This is a genomic window from Pseudomonas sp. TH06, from assembly GCF_016651305.1.
In the GTDB taxonomy this organism is placed as follows: domain Bacteria; phylum Pseudomonadota; class Gammaproteobacteria; order Pseudomonadales; family Pseudomonadaceae; genus Aquipseudomonas.
On sequence record NZ_JAEKEC010000001.1, the window covers coordinates 4,488,037 to 4,506,274 of the forward strand.

13 protein-coding genes and 1 pseudogene are annotated in these 18,238 nt (G+C 59.0%); 6 read left to right on the top strand and 8 right to left on the bottom strand.

What is annotated here, in order from left to right; genetic code table 11:
* Nucleotides 1–58: 58 nt before the first annotated feature.
* Together JFT86_RS20130 and JFT86_RS20135 are read right to left on the bottom strand one after the other, a co-directional pair.
* Nucleotides 59–1,072, bottom strand: a complete 1,014-nt coding sequence (locus JFT86_RS20130; RefSeq protein WP_201238041.1) for an aldo/keto reductase — start codon at nucleotides 1,070–1,072, stop codon at nucleotides 59–61.
* Nucleotides 1,073–1,140: 68 nt separating this feature from the next.
* Nucleotides 1,141–2,040 (bottom strand): LysR family transcriptional regulator, encoded by a 900-nt coding sequence (locus JFT86_RS20135; RefSeq protein ID WP_201233262.1) that lies wholly within the window; start codon nucleotides 2,038–2,040, stop codon nucleotides 1,141–1,143.
* 98 nt (nucleotides 2,041–2,138) lie between these two features.
* Between JFT86_RS20135 and JFT86_RS20140 the strand changes: the two genes are divergently transcribed.
* Nucleotides 2,139–2,495 (top strand): hypothetical protein, encoded by a 357-nt coding sequence (locus JFT86_RS20140; RefSeq protein WP_201233264.1) that lies wholly within the window; start codon nucleotides 2,139–2,141, stop codon nucleotides 2,493–2,495.
* A 95-nt stretch (nucleotides 2,496–2,590) separates the two neighbouring features.
* Here the strand turns inward: JFT86_RS20140 and JFT86_RS20145 are convergent, their stop codons facing one another.
* Complete coding sequence (locus JFT86_RS20145; RefSeq protein WP_201238042.1) at nucleotides 2,591–3,901, bottom strand: MFS transporter; 1,311 nt, start codon at nucleotides 3,899–3,901, stop codon at nucleotides 2,591–2,593.
* Nucleotides 3,902–4,072: 171 nt separating this feature from the next.
* Between JFT86_RS20145 and JFT86_RS20150 the strand changes: the two genes are divergently transcribed.
* The 4 genes from JFT86_RS20150 (at nucleotide 4,073) to JFT86_RS20165 (ending at nucleotide 9,797) form a co-directional block, all read left to right on the top strand.
* Nucleotides 4,073–5,191 carry a sugar diacid recognition domain-containing protein gene (locus JFT86_RS20150; RefSeq protein ID WP_201238043.1) on the top strand — a complete coding sequence of 373 codons (1,119 nt, stop codon included), beginning with the start codon at nucleotides 4,073–4,075 and terminating at the stop codon, nucleotides 5,189–5,191.
* Between the two features lie 263 nt (nucleotides 5,192–5,454).
* Nucleotides 5,455–6,597, top strand: coding sequence for a glycerate kinase (locus JFT86_RS20155; protein ID WP_201238044.1), 1,143 nt, complete (start codon nucleotides 5,455–5,457; stop codon nucleotides 6,595–6,597).
* Between the two features lie 345 nt (nucleotides 6,598–6,942).
* Entirely contained in the window at nucleotides 6,943–8,568 is a 1,626-nt protein-coding gene (locus JFT86_RS20160) for a methyl-accepting chemotaxis protein (RefSeq protein WP_201238045.1), read from the top strand.
* A 41-nt stretch (nucleotides 8,569–8,609) separates the two neighbouring features.
* Entirely contained in the window at nucleotides 8,610–9,797 is a 1,188-nt protein-coding gene (locus tag JFT86_RS20165; protein WP_201238046.1) for an aminotransferase class I/II-fold pyridoxal phosphate-dependent enzyme, read from the top strand.
* Between the two features lie 119 nt (nucleotides 9,798–9,916).
* On the opposite strand, the gene JFT86_RS20170 is transcribed toward JFT86_RS20165, so the two are convergent.
* From JFT86_RS20170 to JFT86_RS20190, 5 genes and pseudogenes are all read right to left on the bottom strand, one after another.
* The gene (locus tag JFT86_RS20170) at nucleotides 9,917–10,894 is read right to left on the bottom strand and encodes a D-glycerate dehydrogenase (protein WP_201238047.1); all 978 of its coding nucleotides are present in this window, start codon (nucleotides 10,892–10,894) and stop codon (nucleotides 9,917–9,919) included.
* A 13-nt stretch (nucleotides 10,895–10,907) separates the two neighbouring features.
* A complete protein-coding gene (locus tag JFT86_RS20175) occupies nucleotides 10,908–12,206 on the bottom strand; it encodes an MFS transporter (protein WP_103305042.1) in 1,299 nt (432 codons plus the stop codon).
* Between the two features lie 60 nt (nucleotides 12,207–12,266).
* Nucleotides 12,267–13,281, bottom strand: a pseudogene (locus JFT86_RS20180) (sugar kinase); the annotation flags it as partial.
* The gene (locus tag JFT86_RS20185) at nucleotides 13,274–14,056 is read right to left on the bottom strand and encodes a TIM barrel protein (RefSeq protein WP_201238049.1); all 783 of its coding nucleotides are present in this window, start codon (nucleotides 14,054–14,056) and stop codon (nucleotides 13,274–13,276) included. The gene JFT86_RS20185 and the pseudogene JFT86_RS20180, both read right to left, overlap by 8 nt.
* A gap of 136 nt (nucleotides 14,057–14,192) precedes the next feature.
* Complete coding sequence (locus tag JFT86_RS20190) at nucleotides 14,193–15,218, bottom strand: LacI family DNA-binding transcriptional regulator (RefSeq protein ID WP_347340315.1); 1,026 nt, start codon at nucleotides 15,216–15,218, stop codon at nucleotides 14,193–14,195.
* Nucleotides 15,219–15,450: 232 nt separating this feature from the next.
* Between JFT86_RS20190 and JFT86_RS20195 the strand changes: the two genes are divergently transcribed.
* On the top strand, nucleotides 15,451–18,177 hold the full coding sequence (locus tag JFT86_RS20195; protein ID WP_201233281.1) for a hypothetical protein: 2,727 nt from the start codon (nucleotides 15,451–15,453) through the stop codon (nucleotides 18,175–18,177).
* Nucleotides 18,178–18,238 lie beyond the last annotated feature (61 nt).

Here is an 18,238-nt window from a genome sequence, read left to right on the forward strand (position 1 = left end):
ATCCTAAAAAAATAAAATCAAAAGATCGCAGCCTGCGGCAGCTCCTACAGTAATCGGGTCAGGCCTGATGGGGTTTACGGCCCGACACAAAATGGCTCACATCGTTGAAACCCGGTGTCGAGGCATGCCCCGGCGTGACCAGCGAATCGATAAACGCCTCGTCCTCCGCCGTGATCTTCACTGCCTGCGCCTTGGTGTACGCGTCCCACTGGGCCTCGGTGCGTGGCCCGACAATCGCCGAAGTCACTGCGCTGTTGTTCAGCACCCAGGCAATCGCAAACTCGACAATGCCAACGCCCCGTCCCTCGGTGTATTGCTGGATCTGCTGGGCGATGCGCAGCGATTCCACCCGCCATTCGGTTTCCAGAATGCGCTTGTCCTGACGCCCGGCGCGGCTGTTGGAATCCGGTGTCACGTCCGGCGCGTACTTGCCACTCAGCACGCCACGGGCCAGCGGGCTGTAAGGGACGACGCCGAGACCATAAGTCTGCGCAGCGGTGATCTGCTCGGTCTCGGCCTGACGGTTGACGATGTTGTACAGCGGCTGGCTGATCACCGGGCGATCGACACCCAGTTGGTCAGCGATACGAATCACCTCGGCAATCCGCCAGCCGCGATAGTTCGACAGTCCCCAATAACGAATCTTGCCCTGACGGATCAGGTCACCAATCGCCGACACCGTGACTTCCAGCGGCGTGTTGTGGTCTTCGCGGTGCAGGTAATAGATGTCGAGGTAGTCGGTGCCCAGACGGGTCAGGCTGGCATCGAGGCCATTGAAGATGTGTTTTCGGCTCAAACCGCTGCGGTTCGGCACACCGTCCATCGGGCCGAAACCGACCTTGGTTGCCAGCACCCATTCATGTCGGTTGCCGGCAATCGCTTCGCCGACGATCTCTTCAGAACGGCCATTGGTATAAACGTCGGCGGTGTCGATGAAGTTGATGCCCTGATCCCAGGCCTTGTCGATGATACGCAGCGATTCCTCGGTGCTGGTCTGTTCGCCAAACATCATCGTGCCGAGGGTGAGGGTGGACACCTGCAACCCCGAATGACCCAGTGTGCGATAGCTCATGCCGAAATCCTTTTGCCTGTGGGAAAACATTAATCAAATACCAGAAGCGTCCGACGCGGCAAAGTGAATTATCGGCTAAACACCCGGCAGCGCTCCTGCAAAAACGCCTGCAACACTTTGACCCGCTCCGACACTTGCACCCGATGCGGGCAAAACAGGTTGAACGGCGCGCTTTCACCTTGCCAATCATCAAACAGCGTCACCAGACGCCCGCTGCGGACATCTTCGACGACGTCGAGCCAGGCTTTGTAGGCGATGCCATGCCCGGCCAGCGCCCAGCGGCGGGCAACTTCGCCGTCGTCGCTGAGGTAGTCGCCGCGAACTTCGATCTCCAGCACCTCATCCGCGCGAGTGAACCGCCAGGTGTTGTAGGGCCGACCGTTGCGCAAATAGAGCAGGGCACTGTGTTCGCTCAATTCGGCGGGATGGAGTGGCGTGCCACGCCGTGCCAGATAGTCCGCACTGGCGCAGGCGACGCGGCGGTGTTGCGGCAGAATCGGCAATGCCACCAGCGTTGAATCGCTCGGCACACCGAAACGCAGTGCCACGTCCACGGTCTCGCGAAACAGATCCGAATGGCGGTCGTTGAGGAGCAATTGCAGCTGGATGTTCGGGTGTTCGCGCTTGAATTCGTCCAGCCACGGCAGCAACACATTGCGCCCGAAATCCGACGGCGCCGCCAGTTGCAGCACGCCGCTGAGGCCTTCGGTCTGCTGCTTGAGCGTTTGCTCACCTTCGGCCAGCGTTGCCAGGGCCAAACGCACGCTTTCCAGATAGCGCCGACCTTCTTCGGTCAAACGCATGCTGCGGGTGGAGCGGGCGAGCAGACGGATGCCGAGTCGGGTTTCCAGGCGCTTCAAGGCAATGCTGGCAGCGGCCGGCGTCAGTTCCAGAGTGCGGGCAGCGGCGGAAATGCTCCCGGAATCGGCCACGCGGACGAAGATCTCCAGATCGAGAATCGAGCTCATTGATAAAAATCCTTTAAAGATCTTTGCGTTTTAGCGGGATTTTTCCGTGATTGGCAAGTGTCGATACTGCAATCAATGAATAACCACGGGAGATACGCATGACCTGGACATTCGATCATCTGGCGTTTAACAGCGCTGACGGCGAGACGTTGCAGGAAACCTTCGCGGCGTTGCTCGGACTGACTCCGGGTCGCCGACCGCCGTTTCCGTTTCCCGGGCGCTGGCTGTATCAGGATGCGCACGCGCTGGTGCATGTGATCGAGCAGCCGACGTTCGAAGAGACCGCGCTGAGCCACATCGCGTTTCGCACCGATACGCCGGCAGAAACCGTGTTGCAGCGGGTGCGTGACAGTGGATTGCCTTACCAGTTGGCGCAGGTGCCGGGGGAGGGGATCTGGCAGATTTTCGTGCAGATGCCGGGTGGACTGGTGCTTGAACTGGATGCGTTGGCTTAAAAACAAAAGATCGCAGCCTGCGGCAGCTCCTACACGGGATAAACGCACAACGTGTAGGAACTGCCGCAGGCTGCGATCTTTTGATCTTGTCTGAATCAGGCCCGCAATGTCCGCGTCATGCGCAACGCCAGCAAGCTCCCGCCGACAATCACCCCGGCCAGCAGGTACAACGCTGCGTCGGTCGAACCGGTGCTGTCCTTGACCCAACCCACCAGGTACGGGCTGAGGAACCCGGCCATTTGCCCCATCGAGTTGATCAACGCGAGGCCTCCGGCGGCAGCGCCTGCGCTCAACATGGCGGTCGGCACCGGCCAGAACATCGGCAGACCGGTCAGCGCGCCCATGGTTGCGATGGTCAGACCGAGAATGGCAATCGCCGGATTCGCCGCGAAATTCACCGCGATGATCAGGCCGATCGCGCCCATCAGCATCGGCACCACCAGATGCCAGCGGCGCTCTTTGCGCAGATCCGCCGAGCGCCCGACGACCAGCATGAACACCGCCGCCAACAGATACGGAATGGCGCTCAACCAGCCGATCACCAGGTTATCGCTGAAACCGAGGTTCTTGATGATCGACGGCAGCCAGAAATTGATCGCGTACACGCCACTCTGGATGCAGAAATAGATCAGGCCAAAGGCCCAGATCGCCGGGTTCTTGAACACCGCAAGCAGTGAGTCGGAGGTGGTTTTCGGCTTGTTCGCCAAGTCTTCCGCCTGATCGGCTTCCAGTACCGCGCGCTCGTGCGGGGTCAGCCATTTGGCATTGGCGAAGCTGTCGCTGAGCAGGAAATACGCCAGCGCGCCCAAGATAACGGTAGGAATACCTTGCAGCAGAAACATCCATTGCCAGCCGGCGAGGCCGCCCTGGCCCGCAGCGAAGTGATTGAGAATCCAGCCGGAAAACGGACTGCCGAGCAAACCGGACACCGGGATCGCCGACATGAACAGTGCCATGATCCGACCACGGCGGAACGTCGGGAACCACTGCGAGAGATACAGCACGACGCCCGGGAAGAACCCGGCTTCGGCCGCACCGGTAAACAGGCGCAAGGTGTAGAACCCGGTCGGTGTGGTGACAAATAACAGGCAGGTCGACAGCGTGCCCCAAGTGATCATCATCACTGCAATCCAGCGCCGTGGACCGAACTTGGTCAACGCCAGGTTGCTCGGTACGCCGCACAGCACGTAGCCGATGAAGAAAATACCGGCCCCGAGGCCGTATACGGTTTCGCTGAATTTCAGTGCATCGAGCATCTGCAGTTTGGCGAATCCAACGTTGACCCGGTCGAGGTAGTTGAACAGGTAGCAGATGAAGATGAAGGGGATTAAACGCAGGGTGATGCGTTTATAAACGGCGTTTTTATCGTCTTCGATGGTCTGGGTAGCTGCGGCGCTCTGCGACATAGCGGCTCTCTCTTTATTATGATTTTTTGCGATGCAAAGGGTAACGTTGATCGCCCTGAGAGTCTCGGCCACCTTTGGCCGGATTGTCTTTGTGCCTGAGCACAGGGTTTTGCGCCAAGCCCTGTGCGGGTGAACAACCGTCCGTGCCTGTCTATAAGGATTTTCTCCGTTATGTTCGAACTCGATCACGACCTCGCGCAGGACATCGTCGACCGGGCCATGGCCATTTTGCCGTACAACGTCAATGTCATGGACAGCCAGGGGCTGATCCTCGGCAGTGGCGAACCGGAGCGCATCAACACCCGCCACGAAGGCGCGCAACTGGTGCTGGCCAACGGTCGGGTCGTGGAGATCGACGGGCCGACCGCCCTGCATCTGAAAGGCGTGCAGCCCGGGATCAACCTGCCGCTGTTGCTTGATCAACGTTTGATCGGCGTGCTTGGCATCACCGGCGAGCCGGACCAGTTGCGCACTTACGCTGAACTGGTGCGGATGACGGCGGAGATGCTGGTTGGCCAGCGCAATCAGCAGGCCGAGCAGCAATGGCGGCGCCAGCGTTGCGATGATTTGTTGGCGTTGCTGTTGAGTGAAGCGGGGGACTCGCCACGTTTGCTCGATGAAGCTCAGCAACTCGGTCTCAAACCGCAAATGACCCGAGTGCCGTATCTGTTCGAGTTGGGCACTGAACACGGGCCGGGACAAACCGTCGAGGCCCTGAGTGCCTGGCTGAACTCGCGCTTCCCGGACAGTTGGTGCGTGACATCGGCGAAGTCGTCGTTGCTGTGGTGTCGGCCGGCGAGTCTGACCATCGAACATGATCGTTTGCTGGAAAAACTCGACGCCCTGGGCTGGAACATTCTGCGCATCGCCGTGGGCGGGCAGGCGGATGGCCTGGGCGGATTGCGTCGATGTTATCGACGCGTGGCGGACTTGCTCGCTTATGGTCGCGAGGTGTTGCCGCACTCGCGCTTGCTGATCCTCAATCGCTACCGCTTGCCGGTGATGTTGTGGCGTCATCGCAACGATGACGCGCTGGACGAATTGCTCAAACCGTTGCGCAAGGTGATCGCCAAGGATGGCAACGGCCAGTTGCTGGCGACGCTGCGCAGTTGGTGTGATCACGATGGCCAGAGTCAGGCATGTGCCGATGCGCTGGGGATTCACCGCAACAGCCTGCGTTACCGGATGGAGCGGATTGCCGAGATCAGCGGAGTGGATCCTTTACGGCTGGAGGGCATGTTGGCCCTCTACCTTGGCGTGCAGTTGTTGCCACAGACTGATCCGAATTAATCGCCATATTTCAAGGACGCAGCTCTCAATGGTGGAACGCATTCCCATGTAGGAGCTGCCGCAGGCTGCGATCTTTTGATCCTGTTTTTAAACATCACATCAAAAGATCGCAGCCTGCGGCAGCTCCTACAGAGTTCTCCAGAGTTCATTAATTGGGGTTTTGTAGAAATGAACAATAAACCCCCGCGCCATTTGTGCAGCGGACAGGCGTCAATGCGCATGCCGACTGGCAGCATGAGGGGCATTCGAACAGGAGAATTCGCATGAAAATCGTCATCGCCCCCGATTCGTTCAAGGACAGCCTGAGTGCCCAAGGCGTTGCCGAAGCCATTGCGCTGGGCCTGGCGCAAGTCTGGCCGCACGCCACGCTGGTCAAGTGCCCAATGGCCGATGGCGGCGAAGGCACCGTCGAATCGATTCTTGCCGCGTGTGAAGGCGAACTGCGCCGTACCCGCGTGCGCGGCCCGTTGGGTGCAGCGGTTGACGCAGCGTGGGGCTGGTTGCCGCACAACCACACGGCAATCATCGAAATGGCCGAGGCCAGCGGACTGCAACTGGTGCCGCTGGGGCAGCGCGATGCGTGCATCAGCAGCACGTTCGGCACCGGCGAACTGATTCGCGCAGCGCTGGATGCCGGTGCGCAACGGGTGATTCTGGCGATTGGCGGCAGCGCAACCAACGATGGCGGCGCCGGTGCGATGCAGGCGCTCGGCGTGAAATTGCTCGACGCTCAAGGGCAATCGCTGGTGCCGGGTGGTTTGGCGTTGGCGCAATTGGCGCGACTGGACCTGAGCGAGCTGGACCCGCGCCTGGCGCAGGTGCGTTTCGACATCGCCGCCGACGTCAACAATCCACTGTGTGGGCCGCACGGCGCTTCGGCGATTTTCGGTCCGCAGAAAGGTGCGTCGCCCGTGCAGGTACAACAACTTGATCAGGCCCTCGGCCATTTCGCCGAGCTGTGCGCTCAAGCGTTGGGCAAAAACGTGCGTGATGAGCCGGGCAGCGGCGCGGCGGGTGGTCTGGGGTTCGCGGCCAAGGCGTTTCTTGGCGCGCAGTTTCAGGCCGGTGTCGAAGTGGTCGCCGAACTGGTCGGCCTGGCCGAGGCGGTCAATGGCGCAGATCTGGTGATCACTGGCGAAGGGCGCTTCGATGCCCAGACACTGCGCGGCAAAACCCCGTTCGGCGTCGCGCGGATTGCCAAGCAGGCGCAGGTGCCAGTGATCGTGATTGCCGGCACTTTAGGTGATGGATACCAGGAACTTTATGGTCACGGTATCGATGCCGCATTCGCCGTGACCAGCGGCCCGATGACACTGGAGCAGGCCTGCGCCGAAGCGCCACGGTTACTGCGCGAACGCGCCACCGACATCGCCCGCGTCTGGAAACTGGCCAGACACCAGTCCTGAACAGCACTGAGAATCCTGTGGTGAGGGGATTTATCCCCGTTGGGCTGCGAAGCGGCCCCTTACAATCCTCCAAGCACTTCGCATACACAGGATTGGCGACTGCTGCGCAGCCGATCGGGGATAAATCCCCTCGCCACAGGAGCGGGAGAAGCTTCAAAGTGTTTCATTTTTGTAACACCCTGAAAAATATTTACTCTTGACCCACAACCTTCCTAAAGCCTGGCCGATATAGCTATCAGGCGTGCACAAAACCTTCTAGCACAGTGACGCCGGACCGAAGCCCGTCTCACGGGTCAGTGATCACGGCATGGACGCTCGTTGTTTCTACTTTCCGAGAGTCCCACTATGTCCTTGCGTAACCTGAATATCGCACCCCGTGCCTTCCTCGGTTTTGCCTTTATTGCCCTGCTGGTGATCGTGCTCGGCGTGTTCGCCGTCAACCGCATGTCGATCATCCGCCAGGCTTCCATCGACATGGAATCGAACCAGATTCCCAGCGTGGCTCAACTCAGCGCGGTGACGGAAAACGTTTTGCGTCTGCGGATCTTGTCCTACCGCACACTGGTCAATCGCGAACCCTCCGACTTGCAGGATACTGTGGGACGCATAGGCGCGGTGCTCGACAAGTTGCGCGCAGCTCAAGCCAGCTATGCTGCGCTGCCGGCCGGTGGTGAGGAACGAGCGCTCTACCAGACCTTCGCATCGACGCTGGACAACTACTTGCAAGCGCAAAACCAGATGATGGACCTGTCGCGTCAGGACAAACTCGAAGACATGCGCACTCTGATGAACACGCGGATCAAGGACGGTACCGACCAGATGGGCGAGCAGTTGAATAGACTGATCGCCATCAACGCTGCCGATGCGAAAACTGCATCGCTTCAGGCGGGCGATCATTACGACAGCGCCATTACCGGCATCGTCATCGTTGCGGTGGTTGCCGCGCTCGCCACCGTGTTGCTGGCGCTGTTGTTGACGCGCAGCATTGTCACCCCGCTGAACCGTGCCGTTGAGGCGGCGCAAACCATCGCCGATGGCAACCTGACCAAACTTATCGAAGTCGACGGCAAGGACGAACCGGCACGCCTGCTCGCCGCCCTCGCCGCGATGCAGACCAACCTGCGCAAAACCATCGAACAGATCGCCGGTTCCGCCACGCAACTGGGCGCTGCCGCCGAAGAACTCAGCGCGGTGACGGAGGAGGCATCCCGTGGTCTGCAACAGCAGAACAACGAGATCGAACAAGCCGCCACCGCCGTCAACGAGATGACCGCTGCGGTCGAGGAAGTTGCGCGCAACGCCGTGTCGACGTCCGAAGCCTCGAACCAGTCGACCCACGCCGCCCGTGAAGGTCGTGATCAAGTGGTGAAAACCGTCGACGCGATCCAGACCATGACCCACGACGTGCAGAACACCGCGCAGATGATCGAAGGCCTCGCCGCACAAGGTCGCGACATCGGCAAAGTGCTCGACGTGATCCGCGCCATCGCCGAACAGACCAACCTGCTGGCGCTCAACGCGGCCATCGAAGCGGCGCGTGCCGGTGAGGCCGGACGCGGTTTTGCCGTGGTGGCGGACGAAGTGCGCGCACTGGCCCATCGCACCGCGCAGTCGACTCAGGAAATCGAAAAAATGGTCGCCGGCATCCAGAACGGCACCGGCGAAGCGGTCTCCTCGATGCAGCAAAGCAATCAGCGCACCCAGTCCACCCTGGAAATGGCCCGCGCTGCCGGCGTTGCTCTTGAGCAGATCACCCAGTCGATCCACCAGATCAACGAACGCAACCTGGTCATCGCCAGTGCTTCGGAAGAGCAGGCGCAAGTCTCGCGTGAAGTCGACCGCAACCTGGTGAACATCCGCGACCTGGCCACGCAATCGGCCGCCGGGGCCAACCAGACCAGCGCCGCGACCCACGAACTGTCGCGTCTGGCGGTGGATTTGAACGCCATGGTGGCGCGTTTTGTGATTTGAGATAGGGTGAAGGCTGGAGACTGCGCAATCAGGAGACGTACATGCGCTATTCAGCCTTGACCCAACGAATCGCCGGGGAAGGAGCAGCGGCCTGGCAGATTCACGACCGAGCGCTGGAATTGCGCGCCGAGGGTGTCGATATATTGCTGCTGAGCGTGGGCGATCCGGATTTTGAAACACCACTGCCGATCGTCCACGGTGCCATCGACAGCCTGCTGGCGGGCGATACGCATTATTCCGAAGTCCGTGGCCGGCTGGCGCTGCGCAAGTTGATTGCCGGTCGTCACCGGCAACGCAGTGGTCAGGCGGTCGACGCCGATCATGTGATTGTCATGCCCGGCGCGCAGTGCGCGGTGTATTCGGTGGCGCAATGCTTGCTGGATCCGGGCGACGAGGTGATCGTCGCCGAGCCGATGTACGTCACCTATGAAGGGGTGTTCGGCGCTTGCGGTGCGACCGTGGTGCCGGTGCCGGTGCGTCCGGAAAACGGCTTTCGCGTCGACCCCGTCGATGTCGCCGCGCGAATCACGTCGAAGACCCGCGCCATGTTGCTCAACAGTCCCAACAACCCTTGTGGCGCGAGCCTGCCGCTGCTGATCTGGCAGGAACTGGCGGCGCTGTGCATTCACCATGACTTGTGGCTGATCAGCGACGAGGTCTACAGCGAACTCCTTTACGAAGGCCGGCACATCAGCCCGGCGAGCCTGCCGGGTATGGCCGAGCGCACGGCGACGATCAACAGCCTGTCGAAATCCCACGCCATGACCGGGTGGCGCATCGGCTGGACAATCGGCCCGAAATCCTTGGCCGAGCATCTGGTCAATCTGTCGCTGAGCATGCTGTTCGGCCTGCCGGATTTCGTCCAGAAAGCCGCGGAAGTCGCGCTGGCCTCAGACCTGCCGGAAGTGTCGCAGATGCGCGAGGAATATCGCCTGCGCCGGGATCTGGTGTGCGAGCGCTTGCGCGGGTGCCCGGGGTTACAGCCGATTCGACCGGATGGCGGGATGTTCGTCATGGTCGATGTGCGCCAGACCGGATTGGGCGCGCAGGCGTTTGCCGAGCGGCTGCTCGAAGGTTATGGCGTGTCAGTGCTGGCCGGAGAGGCGTTCGGGCCGAGTGCGGCGGGGCATATCCGCCTCGGGCTGGTGCTGGATCGAGTGAAGCTCGCGGATGCCTGTGCGCGGATCGCGTTGTGTGCGGCGCAGCTGTTACAGGCGCGCAGTGCCTGACACACTTGTGTGTTGGCTGTTCCGGCCTCATCGCGAGCAGGCTCACTCCTACATTTGAAATGCGCTCCCCTGTAGGAGTGAGCCTGCTCGCGATAGCGATGTAACAGGCACTGAAGATCTCAGTCCTGCCAGGCCGATGAGTTCACCAGATTCAAAGGCTTCTCCCCAGCCAGCGCCACCAGCAGATTCTCCACCGCACAACGCGCCATCGCCTCGCGTGTTTCATGGGTCGCCGAGCCCATATGCGGTGTCGCCACCACATTATCGAGCTGCAACAACGGCGAGTCATGATTCAACGGCTCACGCTCGAACACATCCAGCCCCGCCGCACGAATCCGTTGCTGGCGCAACGCGTCGATCATTGCCGCCTCGTCCACCACTTTGCCCCGCGAGATGTTGATGAAAATACTCTCCGGGCGCATCAGCGCAAACTGCTCAGCACCGATCAATCCTTCAGTCTGCGCGGTCAGCGGCAAGGTCAGGCAGATGAAATCGGCTTGCTGCAACAACTCCTCAAGGCTGCGGTACTGCGCAGCAAAGCGTTCTTCGACCGGCGGTTTGCGCGACTGGCTGTGATAAAGCACCGGCATGCCAAAACCGAAATGCCCACGCTGAGCCAATGCCTCGCCAATCCGGCCCATGCCGATAATTCCCAGCGTCTTGCCATGCACATCGGTGCCGAAATGCGCCGGGCCGATGTTGCGCTGCCACTGACCGCTGCGGACCATGTTGGCCAGTTCCACCACACGCCGCGCCGTGGCCAGAATCAAGGCGAAACCGGTGTCGGCGGTAGTTTCGGTGAGCACGTCGGGGGTGTTGGTCAGCAGGATCCGGCGCCGGGTCAGGTAATCGATGTCGTAGTTGTCGACGCCCACCGAAACGCTGGCAATCGCCTGCAGCTGCGGCGCCAGATCGAGCAGCGTGGCGTCGAGTTTCAGGCTGGCACCGAGCAACCCGTGGGCGCGGGGCAGGGCATCGCGCAGTTGCATCAGGCCTTGCGCGTCAAGGCTTTCGATCAGCGTTACATCAAACTGCTCTTGCAGCCGCGCCATCAGCGCGGGCGAGAGTTTCTTGTACAGCACGACGTGTTTTTTCATGGCAAAAATCTCTTCAGGAATGAGCCGGCACGGCACGCGTGGCAACGGCTTTGGCCACGACGCGATCACTGGCGCCGGGCTTGAGGAAAATGGTCAGCACCACCGACAGCAGCAGCGCGCCGCTCATCAGCAGGTACGAAGCACCCGGGGATCCGGTGGAGCTGTTCAGGTAGCCAACCAGATACGAACCGCCGAACGAGCCGAGCGCGCCCATGCTGTTGATCAGCGCCATCGCACCCCCGGCGACGTTGGCCGGGAGAATCTCCGGAACAATGGCGAAGAACGGCCCGTAAGGCGCATACATGCAGGCGCCGGCGATCACCAGCAGCGTGTACGACCACCAGAAATGCTCGGCGCCGAGCGCGTAGGAGCCGTAAAAGGCAATCGAGGCAATCAACAGTGGCGGCCAGACAAAGCGTTTGCGTTTTTGCAGTTTGTCCGAGCCCCACGAGACCAGGAGCATGCCGATCACCGCCGCCAGATACGGTAGCGCCGATAGCCAGCCGGCCTCGATCATGTCCATCTGCGCGCCGGCCTTGAGAATCGACGGCAGCCACAGCACGAAGCCGTAAACACCGATGCTCCAGCAGAAAAACTGCAACGCCAGAATGATCACCTTCGGCGAACGGAACGCCTCGGCGTAGTTCTTCACCGCTTTGATGCCGACCTGTTCGGCGGCGAGGGCACTTTCCAGATCGTGCTTTTCCTGCTCGCTGAGCCACTTGGCCTGGGCCGGACGATCATCGGCCAGTTTCCACCAGATGAACGCCCAGAGCACCGCCGGCAGACCTTCGATGATGAACATCCAGCGCCAGCTGAAATGCTGCACCAGATACCCCGAGACCACCGACATCCACAGCATCGTTACCGGGTTGCCGAGGATCAGAAAGGTGTTGGCCCGCGAGCGTTCGGCACGGGTGAACCAGTGGCACAGGTAGACCAGCATCGCCGGCATCACCGCCGCTTCGACCACGCCGAGCATGAAGCGGATGACGATCAGCCAATAGGCGTTGGAGACCACACCGGTCAATGTGGCCAGACCGCCCCAGAGGATCAGGCTGACGAAAATCAGCTTCTTCACGCTGTGTTTTTGCGCGTAGATCGCGCCCGGCACCTGGAAGAAAAAGTAGCCGAGGAAGAACAGCGCACCGAGCAATGAAGACAGGCCCGGCGTGATCATCAGGTCGGCGGCCATGCCCGATGCGGCGGCGAAGCCGTAATTGGCGCGATCGAGATACGCCAGGCTGTAGGTGATGAACACGATCGGCATGATGTACCACCAGCGGCGGGCGGCGAGGGTTGCAGTTGTCATGGTGTTGCTCCTGAGCTTGTTGTTTTTGTCGCAGCAGGTTCGATAAATCGCTTGTCGCTTAGGGCCCATCGCGAGCAGGCTCACTCCTACAGGGGAGCGCATTTCAAATGTAGGAGTGAGCCTGCTCGCGATTGGTCTCTTCGAATTCGCCAAATAGGTCGGCCCGGGTCGGCAACCCCTCCATATCCCCGCGACTCTGCACCGCCCGACTGCCAATCCAGTTCGCCCGCTGCACCGCCTCGGCAAAACTCTGCTGTTCGAGCAGGGCACTGATCATCCCCACCGCAAAGCCGTCACCCGCGCCCACCGTATCGACGACTTTGGCCACCGGCACACCGGCGACAAAGCCCTGATCCAGCTGCGTACGGTAATAGGCGCCCTGCGGGCCAAGCTTGATCGCCACCGCTTCGGCGCCCTGATCGAGATAGAACGCGGCGATGTCCGCCGGGTCCTCGAAACCGGTGAGCAAACGACCTTCGCTCAATCCCGGCAAAACCCAGTGGGCGAGGGCGGCGAGGCGGTTGATCTCGCTGATCATGTCGCGCTCGCTGGCCCACAGGCTCGGGCGCAGATTAGGGTCGAACGACACGCTGCGCCCGGCATGGCGCATGCGGGTCATCAGCTCCCGCGACATCTCCCGCGCCGAGGCTGAAAGCGCCGGTGGAATGCCGGTGGCATGCAAATGCCGGGCACTCAGCAGACTTTCACTGATCGACTGCGGCGACAGGCGACTGGCCGCCGAACCGCGCCGGAAATACTCGACCTGCGGATCGCTGCCATCGTCGGTACGGGATTTGAACTGGAAGCCGGTCGGATGCTGGTGGTCGACCTCGACATGAGCGCAATCCAGACCTTCGTGGGTCAACGTGTCGACGACAAAACGGCCGAGCGAATCGTTACCCACTCGGCTCAGCCACGCGACATTGAAACCCAGGCGTGAAAGGCCGATCGCCACGTTGCTGTCCGCACCGGCAATGCGCTTGTGAAATTGCTCGACCCGCGCCAGATCACCGCATTGCTCGGCCACCAGCATCGCCATGGTTTCGCCAAACGACAGAATATCGATCTCAGACATGGGCAGGCTCCAGACGGGATTGGCCGAGGCGGGCGAGGGTGGCGACGTGTTCACGGGTCAACGCGACCAGATCATCAGCCTGCAACGGATACTCGGCCGCACGCATAACGCCTTGGGCCATGTGCCGTAGCAGTTGTTCCCACAGATGCAGGTCGCTGACGCCCGGCGGCACCGCCATCAGTTTGCCGTCTGCACGCCGGGCCACAGCTTTGCAGTGCACATAGCCGACATGGCGCCCGAGCAGGCGGGCGGCGTTGGCGGCGGACTGGTCCTGCCACTGCCAGTTGCCGATGTCGAACGTCATCCTGATCGGCAGGTTGTGCTGTTCGACTGCGGCGAAGAAGCGCTGAAACGGTTCGATTCGACCGCCCTGCAAGGTCTGGTCGTTTTCCACCAGCAGTTGCACCGGACTGCTCTCGAGCAGTTGTTTCAGGGCTGACAGATCACAGTTGTCGGTGAAATAGCCAAGAGAGACTTTCAGCCACTTCGAACCGAATGCCTCGGCGTGTTGCAGGGCGGTGATCAGTTCGGGATTGGCGCGTGGCTGGCCGGCGAGCCACAGTTCGGTCGGCGACGAATAGATGCTTTGCAGACCTTGCGCGGCGGCGGCTTCGCTCAATTGCGCGGGGTTTTCCCGGGTCAGCAATTCCTCGCGCCACTCGATGCGATCAGCACCGGCAGCGGCCAGTACATCGATAAAAAAGTCTTGTCCGCGCTGGCGTACAAGCTCGGCGCCGTAGCTGGACAGGCTGATGGAAACGGCAGGTTTATTCATTGTTGTTTACCTCTGAAACCGGTTTCATTTTTGTTCAAATTTTTTTCTTCAGGGCCTCATCGCGAGCAGGCTCGCTCCTACAGGGGAACGTATTCCAATTGTAGGAGTGAGCCTGCTCGCGATAGGGCCCTTACAGTCACCGCAAATTCCCGAGCGTCGACCCACGTTCAATCAGCACCGGCGCAAAATCCAGCACCCGCGCCGCCTCGTCACCCCCCCGCAAACGCCTCAGCAGACACTCAAACGCCCGCGCGCCAATCTCTTGCGTCGGCTGAGCCAGCGCAGTAATCCCGCTACCCACCAACGGATACCAATCCAGGTCATCCAGAGCAATCAGTCCGACATCCTCAAACACCCGCGAACCGATCTTGCGCAAGGCATGAGTCGCCGCCAGCGCCGCCACGCCGTTGGCGCAAAACAGCGCTTTCGGACCCGGCGCCGGAGTGTTTAAAAAAGTTTGCAGGTGAATGGCCAGATCGTCGCCCGTTTCCAGCACCGCCCCGGTCAGTCCGGAACGCTGCGCAACCTGTGCCTGAAAACTGCCGACCCGCTCGATCCGCGAACTGGTGCCGTCAAACGGCTCGGATACCAGCAGTACATCGCGATAACCACGTTGCTCAAGGTGCGCGAGGGCCATCTCCACCGCTTGCGGGTTGTTCAGCCCGACCATGTCGCTGTCGAGCCCGTCGACCTTGCGATCCACCAGTACCAGCGGCATCTCGCGACGCAACTCGTGCAATTCGTCACGGTGATGGCCGAGGGTATTCACGATCAGGCCTTCGATGTTGTACGAGCGCAGCAGCGCCAGGTGCTGACGCTCCTGCTCGTCATCGCGGTCGGTGTTGCACACCACCAGGCTGTAGCCGTGCGCACGGCAAGCGGTTTCCACCCCGTGCATCACGGCAATCGAATAAGGGTTGCGGATATCGGCCACCAGCATGCCGATCAGGCGCGTGCGGCCTCGCTTCAAGCCTCGGGCCATCTGGTTGGGACGGTAGCCGAGTTCGGCGATGGCTTGCTCGATGCGCTGAGCAATGGCATCGGAGAGCAGGGCGCGGTCATCGCCGATGAAACGCGAGACGCTGGCCTTGGAAACACCGGCGCGTTCGGCGACGTCGAGCATGGTCACGCGGCTGCGCTGGGCGGAGGAGAAGTCATTCACGGTTGAGTCTTCTTATTGTCTGAAACCGGTTTCAGGAAACAACAATTTCTTGGGTTGCGTCAAGTGAAGAGCTGGCCGGTAGAGGAAAAGCAAACTGCCGTTTCCGACAGACGGTAGCGACACCTGTCAGATCTGACAGTTGGCGAATGATGGACGGAAGCGCCTAATTCGCTCAACGGATCAACAAGCTTTTTTACACGCGGAACTTAACTTTTAGTGGTGGATGGAAATCATGAGTTCAGTCGGTATTTCCAAAAATAGTCCCTCGAACGGTGTTTTTGCCGCGCCACTATCAGTCGAAGGTGTTGATGACAATGATCTGGACGGACATATCCCCAGAGATATTTTGTTGAAGGGCACTCGTATCGTTATTCCTCGTCCGGATGACACCGGACCCAAGGACCAATTGATGGTGTTTTGGGTTCAGAATTCAATAGAAACGACTATTTTTGACCATACCTATCCTGCGGGGATTATTGATCCTTTTGTTTATGTGACCCTGACGCCGCAACAAATGGCAACTGACGGTGTGGCGCAAGTTTATTACAAGTTCTGGAAGGGAGGTGGCGGTAATCCGGATGAGTCGCCACCGCGCATGCTGACCATTGATCACACCGCGCTATTGAGCTTTCCGGAACCCTTGGCGGTGCACGCAACACTCTGGGGATATTGGAATAACAATACGAACCCTCCATTGACAAGTGGTGGCACGCTCCGAATTCGGCCTCTCAATAATATTGCTCAGCCCTTGGATGTCGCGTGGATTGAATGGAGGGGATATCGGAGTCTTAACGGAAGTGGTCCGGAAGTGACAGAAGCTTATGGTCGCTGGGATAAAACACTTTACGCTACAGATATAACAAATGGCTTCAACTATGTAGTGCCGTTCCAGAATCACATCAGTTCGTTGATTGACAATGATTCCGCTATCGTCGTCTGCCAATTGTTCAGGGGTGGCAGGATCATTGCTGAGTCAGAAAAAGGATTGGTGAAAGTTGATCGAATTACACCTGGTAAACCTGGCCCTTTCGGCCTGAACTCGCAAGGAGAGACGATAGTGGGAATTATATTTGTACCTAAAAAACAACGGGCAGTTTCTGTTAATGTTTCATCTGACATTGGGCCTTTTGCGGATATTGCAGTTGAGACACTGACGGGTGGTTTTATCGCAAAAGCTGTAATGGATTCTGGTATTTTGCCCATCAATTTCACTCGTACACTCGATGAATTGGATAACGACAGTATTGAGGTTAAATACCGTGAAAAAGGAGAAGTGGCCTGGACTGATTACCCAATGTCCATCGACCTTGTACCGGTTGTCGATCGGCCGCCTAGCCCCATCCCACTGCCGTTGAATGCAAGTTTGTTGGCTGAAAAGGCTACCTCACCCGGTCCGACTGTCTGGGAACTCAAGATTGAGCTTTATAAAGGAGGGGGCGGTAACTACGAAGAGTCCAATACTCTGGAATTTACGGTAGATCAGCTCGCGCCGGTCAATACAAAAAACCCTCCCAAAAAAATCAGGCCGACACCAGCTCCTGTTTTTGTCAACGGCACCCCGCTCCCGTTGCGCAATATTGACCAGGCCTGGATAACTGCTAATCCGAATATGAATTTCACGGTGAATGTTACTTATTTCGGGCGTCGTGTTGACGACAACCTGACCGTCTGGTTGAGCTCCGCGACACTAGGTTCACAAAGAGTTCAACTCTTTAACGGCGCGGTCCCTGCTGCTGGTACCTTCGATATCCCCAGCAACGAGTTGCTTCAATTCGCGAATGGACGTGTCAATCTAATTTATCGCTGGGATGACTGGCTGGGTAATCTGGGCGAGGAGTCTGTTTCTACTCCCATTCTGACATTGGCATTGCCGCAACCGCCATTGGCCAAAAAAGCCCCGCTGGTGCCTGAAACCGATCCAAATTACAGCGAACCGCTCTATTGGGAAAACTTTGAAGGCGGGATTGCGGCAATCGTCGAAAACGCATTTATCGAACACGCAGTACCGGGGGATCAAATCTTTTTGTACATTAAGGATCCCCTTGATGTCACCAACCATTTTGAAACGCCTAAACAGCCATGGGCTAACGCCAATTTGAGCTTCGATCTTACCTACGCTGCACTTGATCAAATATTTAACGGTGCCGATGAGCCCAAGGATGCCGAGATTCACTATGAAATAGAACGAGCTGGTATTCCGAGTAATGCTATTTCACCTACTGCAACCATTAGCCTGGCATTCGATATTGCGGGTCTGAAACCACCAACACCTCCTGATCTGAACAATCCAGATCTCCAATTACCGGTTGTAACGGGAGTTTCCAATATTGCTAACGTGGTGGAGGCTACTGATCGCGACAAGCAGGGTACATTCAAAGTAACCAACGGTCTTACAGATCCGGATTTTGAACCGGAGCATACCGTCAAGTGTTACTTGGGGGCTTCCGCTATAGCTTTTGCGGAGTTCAGTCCGCTTGTCGCTGTATCAGAGTTTTCAGTTCCGATTCCTGCGAGTGAAATGGCCAAGTTGACACCGCCAAGCGATACAGCTCGCTACACGATTGAGAAGACCGGAACAGGCAAGAACGTTAACAAGTCCTTGCCGCAAACAGTAACAGTCAATCGGATTCCGATCGTTCTGCCGGAGCCTACGATCAAAATCCGTAACCCTGTTCTTCGCGACTTTATCGAGTGCTACGCGATGATCAGTCCTACGAGTGCTTATGTTCTGGGACTGCAAATCAGAAAAGATCTGCTGCTGCCGCCGGGCACGAATATCACGGTACATTTTGAAGCGCACTCGAATGCCGCGGGTACTGCGTTGATTGCCGGTACAAAGGCCTCGGCGCCTTACACCATTGCGGCGGCGAACGTGCCCGATGTTGCTGGTGTGGGTACTGATGCAAACTTCAAGGCCGCACAGCCTAAGCGAGGTGCAGTTGCATGGGGGAAATACTGATATGAAGCCCAAGGTGGCCTGCAATCATCAACGCCGGTCATTAAACCTTTGGATACGATCA

Coding starts and splice junctions, on each gene's coding strand:
- JFT86_RS20155 (WP_201238044.1), top strand. CDS start 5,455: ATGAAAATCGTCATCGCCCCCGATTCGTTCAAGGACAGCCTGAGTGCC.
- JFT86_RS20170 (WP_201238047.1), bottom strand. CDS start 10,894: ATGAAAAAACACGTCGTGCTGTACAAGAAACTCTCGCCCGCGCTGATG.
- JFT86_RS20150 (WP_201238043.1), top strand. CDS start 4,073: ATGTTCGAACTCGATCACGACCTCGCGCAGGACATCGTCGACCGGGCC.
- JFT86_RS20140 (WP_201233264.1), top strand. CDS start 2,139: ATGACCTGGACATTCGATCATCTGGCGTTTAACAGCGCTGACGGCGAG.
- JFT86_RS20185 (WP_201238049.1), bottom strand. CDS start 14,056: ATGAATAAACCTGCCGTTTCCATCAGCCTGTCCAGCTACGGCGCCGAG.
- JFT86_RS20130 (WP_201238041.1), bottom strand. CDS start 1,072: ATGAGCTATCGCACACTGGGTCATTCGGGGTTGCAGGTGTCCACCCTC.
- JFT86_RS20195 (WP_201233281.1), top strand. CDS start 15,451: ATGAGTTCAGTCGGTATTTCCAAAAATAGTCCCTCGAACGGTGTTTTT.
- JFT86_RS20145 (WP_201238042.1), bottom strand. CDS start 3,901: ATGTCGCAGAGCGCCGCAGCTACCCAGACCATCGAAGACGATAAAAAC.
- JFT86_RS20135 (WP_201233262.1), bottom strand. CDS start 2,040: ATGAGCTCGATTCTCGATCTGGAGATCTTCGTCCGCGTGGCCGATTCC.
- JFT86_RS20165 (WP_201238046.1), top strand. CDS start 8,610: ATGCGCTATTCAGCCTTGACCCAACGAATCGCCGGGGAAGGAGCAGCG.
- JFT86_RS20175 (WP_103305042.1), bottom strand. CDS start 12,206: ATGACAACTGCAACCCTCGCCGCCCGCCGCTGGTGGTACATCATGCCG.
- JFT86_RS20160 (WP_201238045.1), top strand. CDS start 6,943: ATGTCCTTGCGTAACCTGAATATCGCACCCCGTGCCTTCCTCGGTTTT.